Source organism: Roseateles amylovorans (genome assembly GCF_025398155.2).
In the GTDB taxonomy this organism is placed as follows: Bacteria; Pseudomonadota; Gammaproteobacteria; order Burkholderiales; family Burkholderiaceae_C; genus Roseateles; species Roseateles amylovorans.
Genome location: NZ_CP104562.2, coordinates 2,967,981 through 2,984,100, shown reverse-complemented (window position 1 = coordinate 2,984,100; position 16,120 = coordinate 2,967,981). Strand labels below are relative to the sequence as shown.

The 16,120-nt window shown below is 69.0% G+C and carries 14 protein-coding genes; 10 read left to right on the top strand and 4 right to left on the bottom strand.

What is annotated here, in order from left to right:
• Positions 1-13: 13 nt before the first annotated feature.
• Positions 14-2,146, bottom strand: a complete 2,133-nt coding sequence (tagH, locus tag N4261_RS12615; RefSeq protein ID WP_261760483.1) for a type VI secretion system-associated FHA domain protein TagH — start codon at positions 2,144-2,146, stop codon at positions 14-16.
• Positions 2,147-2,338: 192 nt separating this feature from the next.
• On the opposite strand from tagH, the gene N4261_RS12610 reads away from it, so the two are divergent.
• Entirely contained in the window at positions 2,339-3,262 is a 924-nt protein-coding gene (locus tag N4261_RS12610; RefSeq protein WP_261760482.1) for a LysM peptidoglycan-binding domain-containing protein, read from the top strand.
• Positions 3,263-3,644: 382 nt separating this feature from the next.
• Positions 3,645-4,067 (top strand): hypothetical protein, encoded by a 423-nt coding sequence (locus N4261_RS12605; RefSeq protein WP_261760481.1) that lies wholly within the window; start codon positions 3,645-3,647, stop codon positions 4,065-4,067.
• Positions 4,068-4,182: 115 nt separating this feature from the next.
• Here N4261_RS12605 and N4261_RS12600 read toward each other — a convergent pair whose 3' ends face one another.
• Genes N4261_RS12600 through N4261_RS12590 form a run of 3 tightly spaced genes read right to left on the bottom strand, consistent with a single transcriptional unit; the run spans position 4,183 to position 9,070 of the window.
• Positions 4,183-5,139 (bottom strand): tetratricopeptide repeat protein, encoded by a 957-nt coding sequence (locus N4261_RS12600; RefSeq protein WP_261760480.1) that lies wholly within the window; start codon positions 5,137-5,139, stop codon positions 4,183-4,185.
• Entirely contained in the window at positions 5,136-6,185 is a 1,050-nt protein-coding gene (locus tag N4261_RS12595) for a polysaccharide deacetylase family protein (protein ID WP_261760479.1), read from the bottom strand. Before N4261_RS12595 ends, N4261_RS12600 begins: the two co-directional genes overlap by 4 nt.
• An 8-nt stretch (positions 6,186-6,193) precedes the next feature.
• Positions 6,194-9,070 (bottom strand): protein kinase domain-containing protein, encoded by a 2,877-nt coding sequence (locus N4261_RS12590; protein WP_261760478.1) that lies wholly within the window; start codon positions 9,068-9,070, stop codon positions 6,194-6,196.
• A gap of 325 nt (positions 9,071-9,395) precedes the next feature.
• Here N4261_RS12590 and N4261_RS12585 point away from each other — a divergent pair, with 325 nt between their 5' ends.
• The 8 genes from N4261_RS12585 (at position 9,396) to N4261_RS12550 (ending at position 16,120) form a co-directional block, all read left to right on the top strand.
• Positions 9,396-10,016 carry a DUF6484 domain-containing protein gene (locus tag N4261_RS12585; protein WP_261760477.1) on the top strand — a complete coding sequence of 207 codons (621 nt, stop codon included), beginning with the start codon at positions 9,396-9,398 and terminating at the stop codon, positions 10,014-10,016.
• A 7-nt stretch (positions 10,017-10,023) separates the two neighbouring features.
• Positions 10,024-11,262, top strand: a complete 1,239-nt coding sequence (locus tag N4261_RS12580) for a TIGR02270 family protein (protein WP_261760476.1) — start codon at positions 10,024-10,026, stop codon at positions 11,260-11,262.
• Positions 11,259-12,368, top strand: a complete 1,110-nt coding sequence (locus N4261_RS12575; protein ID WP_261760475.1) for a DUF2169 family type VI secretion system accessory protein — start codon at positions 11,259-11,261, stop codon at positions 12,366-12,368. Before N4261_RS12580 ends, N4261_RS12575 begins: the two co-directional genes overlap by 4 nt.
• Positions 12,365-13,390 carry a beta-ketoacyl synthase N-terminal-like domain-containing protein gene (locus N4261_RS12570; RefSeq protein WP_261760474.1) on the top strand — a complete coding sequence of 342 codons (1,026 nt, stop codon included), beginning with the start codon at positions 12,365-12,367 and terminating at the stop codon, positions 13,388-13,390. Before N4261_RS12575 ends, N4261_RS12570 begins: the two co-directional genes overlap by 4 nt.
• 81 nt (positions 13,391-13,471) lie before the next feature.
• On the top strand, positions 13,472-13,861 hold the full coding sequence (locus N4261_RS12565; protein WP_261760473.1) for a PAAR-like domain-containing protein: 390 nt from the start codon (positions 13,472-13,474) through the stop codon (positions 13,859-13,861).
• An 8-nt stretch (positions 13,862-13,869) separates the two neighbouring features.
• Positions 13,870-14,661 carry a hypothetical protein gene (locus tag N4261_RS12560; RefSeq protein WP_261760472.1) on the top strand — a complete coding sequence of 264 codons (792 nt, stop codon included), beginning with the start codon at positions 13,870-13,872 and terminating at the stop codon, positions 14,659-14,661.
• A gap of 5 nt (positions 14,662-14,666) precedes the next feature.
• Positions 14,667-15,368 carry a hypothetical protein gene (locus N4261_RS12555; RefSeq protein WP_261760471.1) on the top strand — a complete coding sequence of 234 codons (702 nt, stop codon included), beginning with the start codon at positions 14,667-14,669 and terminating at the stop codon, positions 15,366-15,368.
• Complete coding sequence (locus N4261_RS12550) at positions 15,365-16,120, top strand: hypothetical protein (RefSeq protein ID WP_261760470.1); 756 nt, start codon at positions 15,365-15,367, stop codon at positions 16,118-16,120. Before N4261_RS12555 ends, N4261_RS12550 begins: the two co-directional genes overlap by 4 nt.

The window sequence follows — 16,120 nt, the reverse complement described above, 5'->3', positions numbered from 1 at the left end:
AGGACCGGGCGCGTCAGGCCGCGCTCTTGCGTTGATTCAATCGTTCGAGCTGTTCTTCATAGGCCTCCAGGAAAGCCTTGCCGAACAGGTTGTGGAAGTCTTCCTGGGCCTCTTCGCGGATCGATTCGAAGTGCGTCAGGTAAAGCTCCCAGAGCTTGGCCTTTCGGTTGAGCGTGAGCACGCTGTCCAGCATGGAACGGCTGGTCAGCTTGGATTCCAGCATCTCCGGCTTGAAGCGCGACAGCACGCCCTCCAGCGCCGCACGGGTGCCGGCCATGGTACCGATGGTGTGGCCCACCAGGTCATGCATCGCATCCGCCATCGCCGCCGGTCCCGGCAGGAAACCCCGCACCGGAGGCTGCAACAGCTGCTCCATCGCCGATTGCGCATCGGGCGAGAACTTCAGCGGATTGTTGTCCCGCGAACGAATCACGGTGACCTGGGCCCGCAGCTCATGCTTGGTGGCCGCACGCACCGCCATCATCTGCAGCGCACCATCCACCGACGAATGCAGCAGTTGCCCGATCACCCGCATCAGGTCCGGATTCAGACCCTGCGGCGGCTCGAAACGCAGCCCCGCGCCTTCGCAGAATGCATTCCACAGCGCGGCAGTGTCGGCCTGCGCGCCGGCAGCGGCGGACGGCACCGCGGCGGTGGCGGCCGGCGGCGCCACCATCGGCGGCGGCGCAACTGCTGCGGAGGCGGGAGGAACGAACGCAGCCGGCGCAGCCACCGCAGCGGCCACCGGAGGCGCCACCGGCGCGACCGGTGGCGTCGCCACGGCCGGAGACGGCATCACCATCGCCGGCTCCAGCGGTGGCGGCACGGTGGCCACAAAGTCAGCCAGCGGATCGTGTGCGGGAATCGCCGCCGCCGGGGCGGTCATGGCCGGCACCGTGGGCGCGACCGGCGCCTCGGCCGGTGGCGAGGGCCGCCGCACCTCTGGCGGACGGAAGGACGCATTCAGCGCCGAAGTGTGGTCCGGCAGCGCGGGCGTGCTGGGCTCGCTGTGCGTCGGCGCCGTACCGGGCAGGCCGAACAGAGCCAGCGGGTCCGACGGCATGGTCTGGTTGGCGCTGTCCCGCACCGATTTCGCGGCTTCCGCCATGAAACCGGCCAGCGGATCGCCACCGCTGCCGGCGCCGGGCTTCAGCCCGAACAGATCGTCAATGGAGCCGCCCCCCGAGCCTTCGCTCGGGATTAGATCGGCAAATGCCCCGCCACCGCCCAGACCCAAATCGCCGAAAGCGCCCTGTTGCGCAGGTCGCGGTGCGGGCGCCGAGCGGGGCGCGTCGAACGGATGCTGGAACGGCGCGCCAGCCGGCGAGGCCGCGCCCACCGGTGTGCCGAACGAGGCGCCGAAGGGATCGGCGCTCGGCGTCGCCGCGCTGGATGGCCGATCGAACGGCGATGGCGCGGGGCCCGTTGACCGGGCGGACGCAGGCGCCGGGGGCGGTGCAAACGGATCGAAATCATCCGGCAGCAGCCCCATGCCCGGATTCGTTGCCGGCGCGGGCGGCGGTGCGGCGAGATGAGTCTGGCCGAAGGCGGACATCGCCGGCGCGGCAGTCGGGGCGGAGACCGGTGCACCGCCCAGCAGGTCGGCAAAGGGATTGCTGCCCGTCATGCCGGACGAGGAATTGGCGCTCACGCCGCCGCCGCCCGGCCCCAGGCCGAAGCCGGCCAGGCCGTCGAAGGGATTGCCGGCCAGCGGATCGAAGCCGCCGGGTGCGGGCGCCGGGCCGCGACCTTGCATGCCGGGGGCGACGGAAGGCGCCGGCGGCGCAACGGGTCGTGATCCGGCGCCAATGTTCGTGTCGGCCTCCTGGCCGTCATCGCTGACCTGTAACAGGTAGCCGCCGATGCGCACTTCGTCGCGGTGGCGCAACGGTAGGGTCTGGCCTTGATGCAGCGGTTGGCCCGCCACGGTGATCGGATTGGCGCTGCCGATGTTGCTGATCAGGTAGCCGGCGCCCCCCACTCGGATCTCCGCCTGCTGGCGCGAAATGTGGCGCTCCGGGTCGGGCAGCGCGAGCGTGTTCTGGTCGGCGCGGCCGATCGTGCCGCCTTGCGCGCCGAATTGCGCGGTGATGGGCTGCGTGAGTGGCAGGTCGTTGAGCGACACCGCGCGCAGGGTGAGAGACATGTTTTCGGCCTTTGGCGTGCCTTGGCGGGGGAGAATGAGCCCCAGCATGGTTGCGCCTCGGCGGGCAGGCTTCAATGAACGAAAGTCATCTGCCGGTCGCTTCCTTATGTCTCATACTGCGACGGCTCGAATCGAGTCTGCCTGTTGATGCCGATGTCGAAATTTCCCCTGCGCACTGCTGCCCCCCTTCTCTTGACACTGCTGATCGCCGCTTGCGCGCCTCAGCCGGTCAAGCCGCCCCCCGCTCCGCCGGAACCGCCCGCGTCCGAGCCGGTGGCGCCGCCGCCCGAACCGCCGCCTCCGCCGCCGCCCACGCCGGCCCAGCAAGTGCAGGCGCAGAAGATGGCGATGTCATCGATCGACATGCTGGAAGCCGGCCAGGAAGACCAGGCCCGTGCCGAACTGCAGCGCGCCCTGGCCCTGGATCCGGCCAACAAGCTGGCCAACAGCCTGATGCGCCAGATCACCGGCGACCCGGTGGCCATGCTCGGCCGTGAATCCTTCGCCTACACGGTGCGCCCGAACGACACGCTCTCGCGCATCGCCGGCCGCTTCATGGGCGACATCTACTCGTTCTACATCCTGGCGCGCTACAACGACATCAAGGTGCCGCGCCAAGTCGCCGGCGGCCAGGTGCTGCGCGTGCCGGGCAAGGCGCCCCCACCCGGTTCGCTGGACCCGGCACCCCCGCGCACCCCGGCCCGCGGTGCGGACAAGACCCCGCCCCCCGTTGCCCAGCCGCCCGTCGCCACGCCGACGCCCCCAGTGGCCACGCCGCCCGCGCCCCCGCCCGCCGTCGAGCTGAGCCCGGCCGAGCGTGCAATGAAAAACGGTGAAGCCAACGAGAAGGCCGGTCGCCTGGATCGCGCCCTGGACGACTACCGCCGTGCCGCAGCCACCGACCATCCCGGGGCGCAAGCCAAGGTGGATGCCGTGCGCAAGCGCCTGATGGACCGCTACACGGTGCAGGCCCGCACCTCCTTCGCCAAGCAGGACCTGGCCGGCTCGATCCGCGCCTGGGACAACGTGCTGGAGTTGGATCCGAACAACGAAGTGGCCAAGCTCGAGCGCCAGAAGGCCATTCAGTTGAAACAGCGGATGGATCAGCTGAAGTGACCGGCTAATCGCCTGAACCCGCTGGCGGCCCCCGCCAGCTCACCGGATTGGCGCCTCGCGCGCCGGTTTCGTGCCCACGCCGACCTGTCGTCAGACGGTCGGCGTTTTGTTTTGGTGCATTCGTGCACGGCCCTGGCCGAATGCCGGGATCGGCCGCCACCACAGCGTTGTGGCAATTTAACGAAGCCGTTTGGGCGGCCCCACTTTAGAGGGCTTTCCTACTGGTCGGTCTTCGCACTCCCCAGTACATTCGCGCCTGCTTACGTGGCACACACCTGCACACGACTGCTCACGCCGTGGGCACGGGCACGGGGCCGACCCCGCCGATGGGTCAAAGAAGAAACAGCTTGGGGGAGGCCGATACGGCCCTGGAGGACAGCACATGAACAACCTGCAGCCCTGGATGGCCATCGCCGGCTCGCTGGCCGGTGTGGCGTTGGGCATTGCCGGCGCCAGTTGGCAGTGGTCACGACGGCTTTCGGTCGTGCAGCGGGCCGCTGACCGCATCCGCGCCTCTCGCGACCTGCTGGATCAGCAAAACACCCAGGCTCGGCGCCAGATCGAGCAGATGCAGGTGGAGATGGCCACCCTGCGCCTGACCGCCGACCGCGTCCGCCGCCGGGAGCCGTTCATCCCCGTGGTACCGGAACCAGCTGCGCCGCCCGCGGCCCGCCCCAGCGTGCTGGAGGTGGAGAGGATGCTGGCGCAAAACGATCAGCGCCAGCCCGCCATGGCGCTGGACGACGGCGATGCCGGTGACCACGGTTTCGCGCCCACCCAGGTCGATCCGCCGGAAACGCCCTGAGCCTCCGGCCGATGGCCGGCTCGGCGACTTGACCGCTCGGCGAATTGGCGACTCCGGCGACTCGGCCGCGTTGTGGCTTTGCCGCCCGGCCGTTCTGCCGCCTGGCCGCCGGACCTCAGCGCTTGTTCTGTTTGGTCGTCGCCACGCCCGTGCCGCCGCCACCGCTGGCGGTGGCCGGCCCGGCGGACGCATCGATCCACTGCCGCATCAGCGTGGTGGCCCGCGCATGCTTGGGATCGATCTTCAGGCACTTCTGCAGCCAGTTGATGCCGCCGGTCCGATCGGTCGTCGCGACCCGCTCGGCCTTGCGCACATAGAGGTCGGCCAGCAGGCGACGGGCGGATGGATCGCGCTTGTCCTGCGCGGACCGCTTTTCCAGTTGCGCGATCGCCTCATCCACTTCGCCCTGGGCCGAGAGCATCGCGATGTGCTCCAGCTCATTGCGATCGGCGCCCGCCGCCGCGGGCGCGACGGTCGATGGGGTGGCCGCCGCAGCGCCTGCCGCCACCTTGGCGCCGGCCTTCGGCGCGGCCGCGGCCTTGGGCGCTGCTCCGTCCGTGGTGCCGCGCCGCAAGGTGATGCGCGACGGCGTCCCGAGGTAGGTGCGGCGGTTGCGCTCTTTCTCGATGGCCCGCAGCGCCTCGGCGGCGGGGGCGTTGTCGGGCTGCAGGGCCAGTGCCGTCAGGTACTGGTTGCTGGCGCCTTCCAGGTCGCCCTTCTTCTGGGCCTGCTGGCCGCGTTGCAGCCGATCGGCCACCGCGGTCTCGATCTGCTTGCGCAGCGCGGCCTGGCTGTCACGGTAGCTGGCGTTGTCGGGACGCAGCAGGGTCAGCACCTCCCAGCTCAGCGCAGCCTCGGCCAGTTGGCCCTGCTTCTCCATGTCCTGCGCACGTTGCAGGTGGGCGGCCTCGAAGGCACCCACCGGCCCCTTGGCCACGGGCGCGGTATCGCGCGCTGTGCCGTCCGCATTCGGGGGCGGCAATGTGCTGCAGCCGGCCAGCACCATCGCTACCACCAGCGTAGCCGCTGGGGTGAACCAACGGCCCGGCGTCATCGTTGCCTGACGGGTCATGGCGTGGGTCCGATGCGGCGGCTGCTTTGCAGACGGGCCTTGAAGGCCTCGAGATCGTGGTCGCCAAAAATCATGGTGCGGCGCAGCATCAGCGGCTGCGCAAAGAAGGCGTTGCCGCCAGGGTTGACAGTGACCGCCAAGCTGTATTTCTGACGCGTGAGCGTGTCCAGCACCTGCTCATTCGCATCACCGTAGGGGTAAGCGTAGTGCCGCACCTGCACCGGCAGCCGCTTCTCCAGCAGGTCCCGCGGGCCGGCGGTTTCCAGCTCCAGGTTCTTGGCGTAGCGCTCATCGCCCTCGCCCGCCGCGCGCTCGATCAGGTTGCGGTGGCTCTTGGAATGCGACTGGATGTCCATGACGCCGGAAGACGCCATCTCCTGCAGCTGTGACCAGCTCAGCGCATCACCGGCACCGATGAAGTCGGTGTAGACGAACATCGTCGCCGGCAGGCCGAGCTTGCGCAGCACCGGGAAGGCGTAGCGGTAGACCGATTCATAACCATCGTCGAAGGTCACCACCACCGACCGCGGCGGCAGCGGCTCGCGCCCCTCCAGATAGCCGCTGAGTTGCCCCAGCCGCAGCACCCGGTAGTTGTTGCGAGCCAGCCATTCCATCTGCGCGGTGAAGTTGGCCGGCGAGACCGCCATCTTCCCGCCTACGGTGCCCACCCGGTGATAGCAGAGGATGGTGACCGTCTGATAGCTGCCGGGCACCACCCCCATCGGATTGAGCGGCTTGAGCGGAATGACCAGCGGCTGGCCGGGATCGACCCGGCTCAGCCCGCCATTGGCATCACTGATCTGCCACTCGTGGTCCTCGTTGCCGAGCAACCGGGCGGCAATGCCCCGCAGCGACTCGCCATTGGCCGGCACATAGATCAGCAGCCGCTCATTGCGCGCAACCACCTCGCCTTGCAGCTTCGGCTCGGTCGGCGCGACCGGCGTGGGCTCCGGCGGCGGCGCGGCCGGCGTGGTGCAACCGGCCATCACCACCAGCGCCGCCAGGGCGATGGCGCTCCAGCCGCCGCGTGCGGCGGATCTCGTCATGGCAGCGTTCACGACCCCTTGCCCTCATGCTTGTCGGACTTGCCGGCCCGCTCGGACTTGTCGGACTTGTCCGCCGACTTGTCCGCCGACTTGTCCGCCTTGGCATCCTTGTCCCGGCTGGACCGGCGCGACTTGTCGTCCCCCGACGTCGTCTTGTCGCGGGAGGCGGCCGTCAGCGCGGCAGTGGTGCGGATGGTGTCGGGCCGGGCCTGACCGGCGGCCAGGGCCTGACGATCCTGCAGGGCCTGGGCCATCTGGTCAAAGGTGGCATAGAGCAGGCCGAACTCATCCTTGCGCTGCTCGCGGATGCGGAAGCCATAGCGGCCGCGCGCGATCTCGCCCAGCGCCTCGTTCATCAACTTGATGGGCCGAGAGAACCAGTTGCCGACGACATACATCGCAATCGCCACCGCCAGCACGGTGATCACCGCCAAGGCGGCCATCAGGGTGCGGGACAGGCGCGCCACGGTTTCGAGCGGTCGCTCACGCAGAGCCAGCGCGAGATGCCCCACCACCTTGTCCTGATAGAGGATGTTGGACTCGAAGCCCAGCACCGGCTCGCCGTTGGCGACATAGCGGGTGCGCTTGACCCCGCCTTGATCGCCAAGCACTTCGCCGGCGGGCGTCTGGTAGGTGCGCCCCACGGTTTCCGGCACGCTGGAAGCGCGCACCACACCGCCACGGTCGGAGATGGTCAGGCTCTGGAAGTCGCCCGTCTTCATGATCTCCTGCAGCGACACGTCCACCGTGACCCAGTCTTCGCCCAGGGCGGGTGTCGCGTTCTGCACGCCGATGAAGCGCGACAGCGCGGCGCCGGTGTCGGCCACCTGCTGCATCATCGCGGCGTATTGGCGCTGGATGATCATGGTGCAGGTCACCGCCATGACCACCGCGACGATGGTCGCCATCATCGCGGTCCACTTCACCCGCAGCGGGATGATGCGCGGACGGTTGGCCGCGCCGGCCTCTTCGTCGAGCTCGGCCAGCACGCGGGTGAGCGCATCGGCCAGATCGGCGCCGGAGGGGAAGCGGTCGTCCGGCGCCTTGGCCAGGCAACGGTCGACCACCCGGCGCAACGATGCCGGCAGGCCGGGACGCAGCTTGTTGAGCGGCGTCGGGTCTTCCTTGGCGATCTTCAAGGCCAGGTTCACCACGCTGTCGCCGCTGAACGGGCGCTGGCCGGTGAGCATCTGGTAGAGCACGATGCCGACCGAGAACAGGTCGGAGCGGCCGTCGATCTTCTCGCCGTTCATCTGCTCGGGCGACATGTACTGCGGCGTGCCCAGCACATCGCCGACCCGGGTGCGTTGCTCTCCCTTGGTCGACTCCATGTGGGCGATGCCGAAGTCCATCACCTTGATGTCGAGCGTGCCGCGCGAGCGGGCGATGTTGCCGGGCTTGATGTCCCGGTGGACGATGCCCCGCTTGTGCGAGTAGTCCAGTGCCCGGGCCAGCTGGATGGCCATGACCACGGTGTCGCGCACCGGCAGCGGCTTGCCGGGCTCGAGCACATCGGCCAGGGATTCGCCGTCCAGCAGCTCCATGGCCATGTAGGGACGGCCGTCGATCTCGCCCACGTCATGCACGGTGACGATGTTGGGATGCGACAGGCCGCCGGACGCGCGCGCCTCGCGCAGGAAGCGGGCGCGGTATTCCTCGTCCTCGCACAGCGAGGCATGCAGGAACTTGATGGCCACGTCCCGCGCGATGCCGGGGTCATGGGCCTTGAACACGCTGGCCATGCCGCCGCGGCCCAGCCGCTCACGGATCTCGTACCGACCAACCTGGCGCACCGGCATGTCCGCCGACGGCGCCCGGCCCGGTCCGACCGAGGTGGTCGAGCCCGGACCCGCGGGTCCGATCAGCGGGCCACCCGGCAAGGTGCCGGCGCCGCGCCAGGCGGCTTCGGCCTGGGCTTGCAGCTCGGGATCGAAGCGGGTTTCGGCGAATTCGGAGTCCTCGCCTTCGGACGTCGGCGCCGCGGCAGCCGCAGCCAGGGCGGCCGCAGAGAGGCCGCTGCGGGCGCTGATGGTCACCGGCGCGGAAATGATGGGCGACGATTCACCCGCCGATGCCGAGGCCGGTGCCACCGCCACCGGCGGCGCCGCCGGGCGAGGCGCCGCTGGCGGAACAGGTTGGGAGGCGGGTTGGGGAGCGGGCTGGGGGACGGGCGTCGGACTGGGCTGCGCCGCCTGCGGTGCGACGGGCGCCGCGCTGACAGCGGCCGGCGCGGCAGGCGCCTGGACGGGTGCCGCCACGGGTGCAACGGCCGGCGTGGGCGTGGCCGCAGCGACCGGGTTGGGGGCCACCGGGGCGGCTGGGGGCGGCGCCTTGAAGACGGCGCTGGAGACCACCACCGTGGCGTCATCCATCGGCACCGGCATGGCGGTCGCCGGCGGCGCGGGAGGTGTCACCGGGGCGGGTGCCGCCGCCGTGGGCGCTGCCACAGGCGCTTCGGCGACCGGTGCCACGGGAGCAACCGGCGCAACCGGCTCCACTGGGGAGGCCGGGGCGACCGGCACCGCCGAGGCCTCCGGCAAGGTCGCGGCCGCCGCATCGGCGGCCGGAACCGGCTCGGGCTCAGACACGGGCAGGGTCGCCGGAGCGCCCTGCTCGGCCTGGGCCGCCTGCTGGGCTGCGAGCGCGGCCGCTTCCGCGGCCTTGCGGGCGCGAAGCGGATGGGTGTTGGGATAGTTGGGGTCGTGGATTTCCGCGACCTCGATCGCTTCCTGCGGCTCGGCCGCGGGCGTGGGGGGGGTGTCGGGCACGGCGGCGCGAGCCGGGGGCGCCGTCAACGGCTCCCGGCGGTTGGCCGCAGTGTCCGCGGGCATGCGGTCCAGCGGGGTGCCGGCCGGCACGATCCGGGTGGCATCCGGATCCATCATCGGGTCAGATTCCGGGACCGCCGGGTCGGTTCCCGGCGTGGCCGGGCGAGAAAATCCATCGGGTCGTGACATCAAACGCCTCGCCGCGGCGAAATGCGCCGCCTACCCCGATCGTCGGCGTCCCTGGCTTTGGGGGCAATGAACGAAAGTCACGAGAACCTAGGTCAGCGGTTACGGAGACGGGGGAAATGGATCCAGACGTAACGAAAAGCCGATCCATCGGCGCAGCGCCGACGGGATGACCCCAATGCAGGTGGCCGAGACACCTGTGACCGGTGACTAAGGTCACTGGCTGGCAGAGAGCGGCGCCGCAGAATCGTCGCTCATGAACAGCTGGAACGACCTGCCTGTCGACGAACACCCTCTGACGTCGCGGACCCCGGTGAGCGGTCCGCCCGGCGCGCTGGCGGGCGTGCCTGCCCGGGGTGGCGCGGTGATCGCCGGCCCTGATCAGGCCGACCTTCCGCCTGTCGCGCCCGGACATGACCCGCTCGACCAGACGCCGCTGGCGGACGAACCGGACTACCGCAGCGTGCTGGTGGGTCGGCTGCTCGGGCTGGTGGACAAGGGACGCACACCGCTGGTGGTGCTGCCACCGCCCCTGTCCACCGCGGGGCGCCTCGCCCGGAGCATCGTGGATCTTCATCACGATCACATCGGCGCCGAGGTGCTGTTGACCTTCGAACAAGCTGACCCCATGCGACCCATCGTGATGGGTGTGCTGCGGGCCGTACCGGCCACCGATACCCCCACCGCAGCGGCGCTGGAGGTGCGCATGGACGGCGGCCGGGTGCTGCTGGACGCGCAGCACGCGCTGGTCCTGCGCTGCGGAAAGTCTCACCTCACGCTGCACGAGGACGGGCGGGTGGAGGTGCACGGCGAAACCATCGTCACCCGCGCGGCTGGAGCGAACAAGGTGCAAGGCGGCTCGGTCCAACTCAACTGAAGCTGCCATGCACAATGGTTTCAGTCCTGCGGAAATCTCCGCGCTGCAGAACGCACCGGTCCTGAACCAGCATGCGGAGGAGGCGGCCTTCCTTTGGATCGCGCGTGAACAGGCCGGCCTGGGGCCCCATTACCGCTTCGACCAACTCGCCACCCTCGATGAGCGCCTGCTGGCGCATCTGGAAGGCTTGCTGCTGTCAGGTTCTACCGGCCTTCAACTGGCGCTGCGGGCTTTAGGTGAGGTGGACGCGGGCACGCTCTTCGTGGCGGCTCACCAGGCCTTCGTCCGCCGCGATGCCGAAGCCATGGGCCACGTCGTGGCGGTCGCACTCAGCGCACCGGCATGGCGCGCGCCGGTCATTGCCGCGCTGTCGTGGGTCCCGCCGAGTACCTTGGAGCCGGTGCTCCCCCGCCTTCAATCCTCGGCGGTGAGTGCGCACCGTGCGCTGGCCTTGTCGGTGCAGATCGAGCGTCGAGTGCATCCCCGGCAGGCCTTGGTCGCGGCCATGGAGGACCCCGATCCGCTGTTGCGGGCCGAAGGTTTTCGCGCGGTCGGCGAACTGGGGCTGACCGGCCATCGCGACCGCCTGCAGGCCGCCGAGCACGACGCCGATCCGGGCTGCCGGTTCTGGTCGGCGTGGTCGCTCGCCCTCGGCGGCGACGAAGGTGCGGCCGAGTCGGCCTACGACGTGAGCCATCAGGCTGGTCAGACCGCGGCCGGCCTTGACATCGCCATGCGAGCCGGTCGCCCGGACTGGGCCAGGGAGACCATCCGTCGACTTGCCACGGAGGGCCGCAGCCAGCGGCTGGCGGTGGTGGGCGCCGGCGTGCTGGGCGATCCGGCCGCGGTGCCGTGGCTGCTGGAACTGTGCGATGAGCCCACCCTGGCGCAGGCGGCCGGCGAGGCGATGGCCTCGATCACCGGACTGGATCTGGAGGATCCGCAATGGCGGCACGATGCGATTGCGCTGGACGAGGTCCATCCTGACGATGTGCATGCGCCGTGGGCCGATCCCGATGCCCTGCGGCGCTGGTGGCAGGCGGAGTTGGCGCGCTTTCGACGCGGGGTGCGCCATCTCGGCGGCCGACCGATCAGCGAAGAGGCGGCCTTGCTCGTCCTGCGCCACGGCACGCAGCGGCAGCGGCGCAGCGCAGCGATCGAGGCGGCCCGGTTGCGCCCCGGCACCGCTGTGTTTCCGACCACCGGACGCGCTGACTGGCAGCACCAGCGTTGGGCGGTGGCATGAAGTTCACCAACGCCACGCCCTATTCCGCCGGTTGGACGCTCGGCTTTCAGCGCGACGGGCGCGAGCGGCTGGTCGCCATCGTGAAGGCCACCTTCCGGATGCCTCGAGATGCCACCGAGCCGGTGCTGCAGCACGAGACACAGCGCGAGCTGATCCGGGAGGACCAGTTCATCGGGGAGCCCGGCTTGAGCGCGCCCACCCGGGAGACGGATTTCGCTCATGCCAAGCCGGCCTGCGATGTGCTGGTGCTCGGCCATGCCCACGCGCCGGCGGGCACGCGGGTCAGGCGTCTGGTGGCAGGCATGCGGGTGGGTGACATGACCAAGCAGATCGCGGTGGTGGGCGATCGGCACTGGCACCAATCCCTGGTGGGTGGGGTGAATGCGAGCGACCCTCAGCCTTTCCGCGAGATGTCGCTCGGCTACGAGCGCGCATTTGGCGGCACCGACAGCACCGCCCTGCCCCGCACGGGGCAGTGCCACAGTCTGCCGACGAATCCGGTCGGACGCGGCTACTGGCGCTTCACCGACCACCTCGAGGGTCAGCCGTTGCCGAATCTGGAAGAGGTCGGGCAGCCCGTGACCCGCCACGACGGTGCCTATCGACCCATGGCCTTCACGCCGGTCGGCCGCCAATGGGCGCCGCGACACGGCTTGGCCGGCACCTATGACGCCCGCTGGCTGGAAGAACAGGCGCCGTTCTGGCCCAACGACTTCGATGAGCGCTACTTCCAGGCGGCCCCTCTGGATCAGCAGATCCCGTATCCGCAGGGTGGTGAACCCGTGGTGCTGCAACACCTGACCCCGGACGGCCGCCGGGCCTTTGCCTTGCCGCGGCTGTCGATGCCGGTCACCTTCATTCCCTACCGCTGCCGCGATATCACGCGCCAGGCGGTGCTCGACACACTGGTGTTCGAGCCCGACGAGGACTGCTTCACCGCGACCTGGCGCGCCGGCCTGGCGCTGGGCAAGAGCGTGTTCGATGTGAAGGAAATCCTCACCGGCGACATGAGCGAAGCCTGGTACCGCGCGCGGCGCTTTCCCAACAAGACCTATCACCGCAGCCTCGCCGAGGCGGTGGCGGCGCGGCGCGGAGGACGGTCATGAGCGGGCTCTGGCTGCGCGCCAGCGGCATGGTGACAGCGCTGGGCTACAACGCACCGGCCTCGTTGGCGGCGCTGCGGGCTGGCGTCAGTGGTGTGCGCACCCGCCTGTGGGCCGACGAAGAAGGCGGCGAGCCCTATGCCTGCGCGCAGGTCAGTCTGCCGCAGCGCTGGGCGGGCGTGGCCTTGCTGGCCGACCTGCTCAGCCCGGCGGTGCTGGAATGCCTACAGGCGATGGAAGGGGTCTCGCTGACCGACATCCCTTTGTTGGTCGGGGTGTCCGAGCCCGATCGTCCCGGCCGCCCGGGCAGGCTGGAGCAGGAACTTCTGGGCGCGGTGGCCGACCGCCTGGAGGCCCGGCTGCACCCGGACTCCGCGGTGTTCCCGTTCGGGCAGGCCGGCGCGGCGCAGGCCATCGCCCTGGGGCAGGCGCTCATCCAAGCGGGCCGCGCGGATCACATTCTGGTCGCCGGCGTGGACAGCTATCTGCACCGAGACACCCTGAGCCGCTATGACCAGCAGCGTCGGCTGCTGTGCACAGGCAATTCGAATGGCTTTCTCCCGGGCGAGGCGGCGTCCGCCGTGCTGCTGTCCCGATCGGCTGGCGATGACGCGCGCACGCTGCGGATTGTGGGCCTGGGCCAGTCCATGGAGCACGCCACCATCGACAGCACCGAGCCGCTTCTCGGACAAGGGCTGACACAGGCGGTGAGAACGGCGCTCGCGGCGGCAGGCATGAGCTTGAGCGAGATCGCTTTCCGGCTCACCGACCTGTCGGGCGAGCACTACAAGTTCAAGGAAGCCATGTTCATTCCGATGCGACTGGACCGCGGCGAGCGATCCACGCCATTGGCGCTGTGGCATCCGATCGAGTATCTGGGGGAGATCGGCGCTGCGATCCTGCCCTGCCTGCTGTCCTGGGCGGACCATGCGATTCGGTGGGGTTACGCCCCTGGACCGCGCGCGTTGTGCCATGTCGGCAGTGATCACGGCCACCGTGCCGCCTTGGTGCTTCAGCATGGATAGCCTTCCGTACGCCCGCCCGCCATCCGCCTCACGCGGCGCGTCGGCGGAACCGCCCTGCCCGTTTGCAAGGAGTTCGTTCGCATGAGCGCCAATGTCTTCGCCAATGGCCGTGAAGTCTCCGCAGAGAAGGACACCACCCACATCTCGGGGGCCATGCCCGATGTCTGCCTGTCGCCTCCCGGACCACCGGCGGGGCCCATTCCCATTCCCTATCCCAACTTCGCCCAGGCCAGCGACACGGCCAAGGGGGCGCGCTCGGTCAAGATCAAGGGAGGCCAGGTGGGCATCAAGAGCGAATCCCACTATGCGACCTGCAAGGGCGATGAAGCCGCGACCCGGTCCTTCGGCATGAATGTCATCGAGCATTGCATCCAGGGCAAGACGGTGTCGCAGGCCTGGTCCTTCAATGTGAAGTTCGAGGGCAAGAACGCCAAGCGTCTGCTCGATCTGTCCACCAACAACAACCGCTGAATGGCGCCATGAACACGTCGATGATGGTGTATGCCGGCAATGTCGCCGACGGACTGGGAAAACCACTGGACTGCAGCGCCCTTCAGCAGCGCAATCTGGAGGAGCGCAAGAAGTTCGTCACCAACAGCCCGAAGCGGGTGCGCACCAAGCTGGACGCCTCAGGCAACCCCACCGGGCCAAAGCCGCCGTGGGAGATGGCGGCGGGCACCGGCATGACCTATTCATCGGCTTACAGCACGATCCCGGGCGCTTCGGGGGTGCGCACCTTCTCCAGCAACAAGCTGTCCGACACCTACATCGACAAGACCGCGCGGGGCGGCACGGCGGCGCAACGTCGGGGGCTCAACAAGGCGATCCGCGAGGACACCTCGTCCACCCACGCCGCGGCCAAGAAGAAGGCCGGCGCGCTTTGCAATGAATATGTGCATCCCGGCGGCGGGAAAGGTGCCCACGCTGAATGCAAGATCTTCAATCAGCTCTCCAACATGATGAAGAGCGGCGCAAAGCTTCAGGGCGGCTCGGTGTTGCTCAACATCGATTGGCGATCCAATGGCAGCGGTGGGCCGCAGTACTCCGGGATGCCGTGCCCGGACTGCTATGCCATGCTTTGCAATGCGGCCAACCAATGTGATATCCAGATCCTGATCTGCAACTTCATGAACCAGCCGGTGGCCTTGCACAAGGCGGACTGCAACCGACAAGGCGGTTACCGCCGGCTGGCCAAGATGGTGGACGGACGCGCCACCAATGGCCGCATGGATCCTCCGCCCGACATCGAGCGAACTGCCCTCCTTCTCTGAACCTCATGACACTCATCGATCATCTCAACGCCTCAGGCGTGGCCCGATTGGGCATCGACTACCAGTGGACCGTGCGAACCGCCGACAAGTTCATGGCCGCACGCTCCGAGGACAAGCCCAAGCTGGCCGACGCGTTCCGGGCCATCAACGACCGTGCCTTGTTCGGCCTGATCATTGCGAACACCGAATGGGTGGTGGCGCGGGTGGCGCAACAGGCAGACCCCATGAAGGTGGGGGACGCGCTGCGCCGCATTGAAGCCGCGTGGGTGGCGCTGGTGGATCCCCGATACGCACAGCTGCCGGAGCCGGATGATGCGGAGGAAGCGGACGGCAACATGGCGGCCGATGGTCCGATCTGGGCCGCCACAACGATGATGGGGGATGCCTTTGCCGAAGGCCTGGAACCGGGCGACCCCGAGTCCATCTTCAACGTGGCCCTGGGCTTGTCCATGCTGGCCGAGCATGTCTGCGGACGGTCTCCCGCTTTCAAATCCTGGTTGCCGGAGCTGCTCAAGCGCTTGCAGCAGACCCATCCTGCCGAACGTGTGCCCATGAGCGCGCAGAAGCCGGCCAGCATCGCCGACTTCCGCCCCGCCGGTGCGCCGTCGATCTTCGATGGCTTGCTGCCCGAGCAGAACCCCTATCTGCGGCCGGCCGCGGAGCTGCTCAAGGCCGGCATGGCAGCGCCCTACCGCCACCAGCCGTGACGCCGCTGCCGCCCAGCGCATTGACCTGTCCGGCGTGGGTGCAGCTGGACGCGAATGCGCGCCGAAGCCTGCGCTTTGTCTGGGACGACGCCCGGGTGGACGCCGACTTTCGGGCGGATGCCGTGCCGCTGCTGGACCAATCCGCGCGCCTGTCGGTCCGTGCCCGCATGGCACTGGCCGTGGCGCTGTATGAATGGCTGGTGTGGCGTTTCGACGGCTTGCAGGACCGGCCCGATCCGGTCCAGGTGCTGGAAGCGAGCTGGTGCGCCACCGTCGATCCGCGCTACCTGGTCTATTTCGAGCTGGAACGCGATGAATGGGTGGGGCCCATTGACGGACCGCTCTGGTGTGGAATGACCCACCTCAGCTTCGGGCTCAACAACGGTGTCCGGCACGAGGGAGATCTGTACGGCGCCTTGAGCTTCCTGTACCGGCTCGTCATGCATGTCCTGCCGCAGCGGGACGGGTTTCAGCAGTGGCTCGATCACACCCTGAAGCGGCTGGCCGCGGTTGCGCCACCCATCCCGTCGGATCCGTTGGACGACCTGTTCGATCAGCGCGTCGGTGAACAGCTCGGGCCGCTGTTCGGCCGCCCGACATTTGATCCCGGCTTGCCTCGGGATGAATCGCAGGATCGGGCGTTTCTCGCCGGGTGTTTCACCGAGTCACTGGCCACCGCCAATCCCTACCTGGCCACACCAGGCGACCTGCGTGATCTGGACTTCGAGGGGGAGCCCTACCGATTGCCTTGA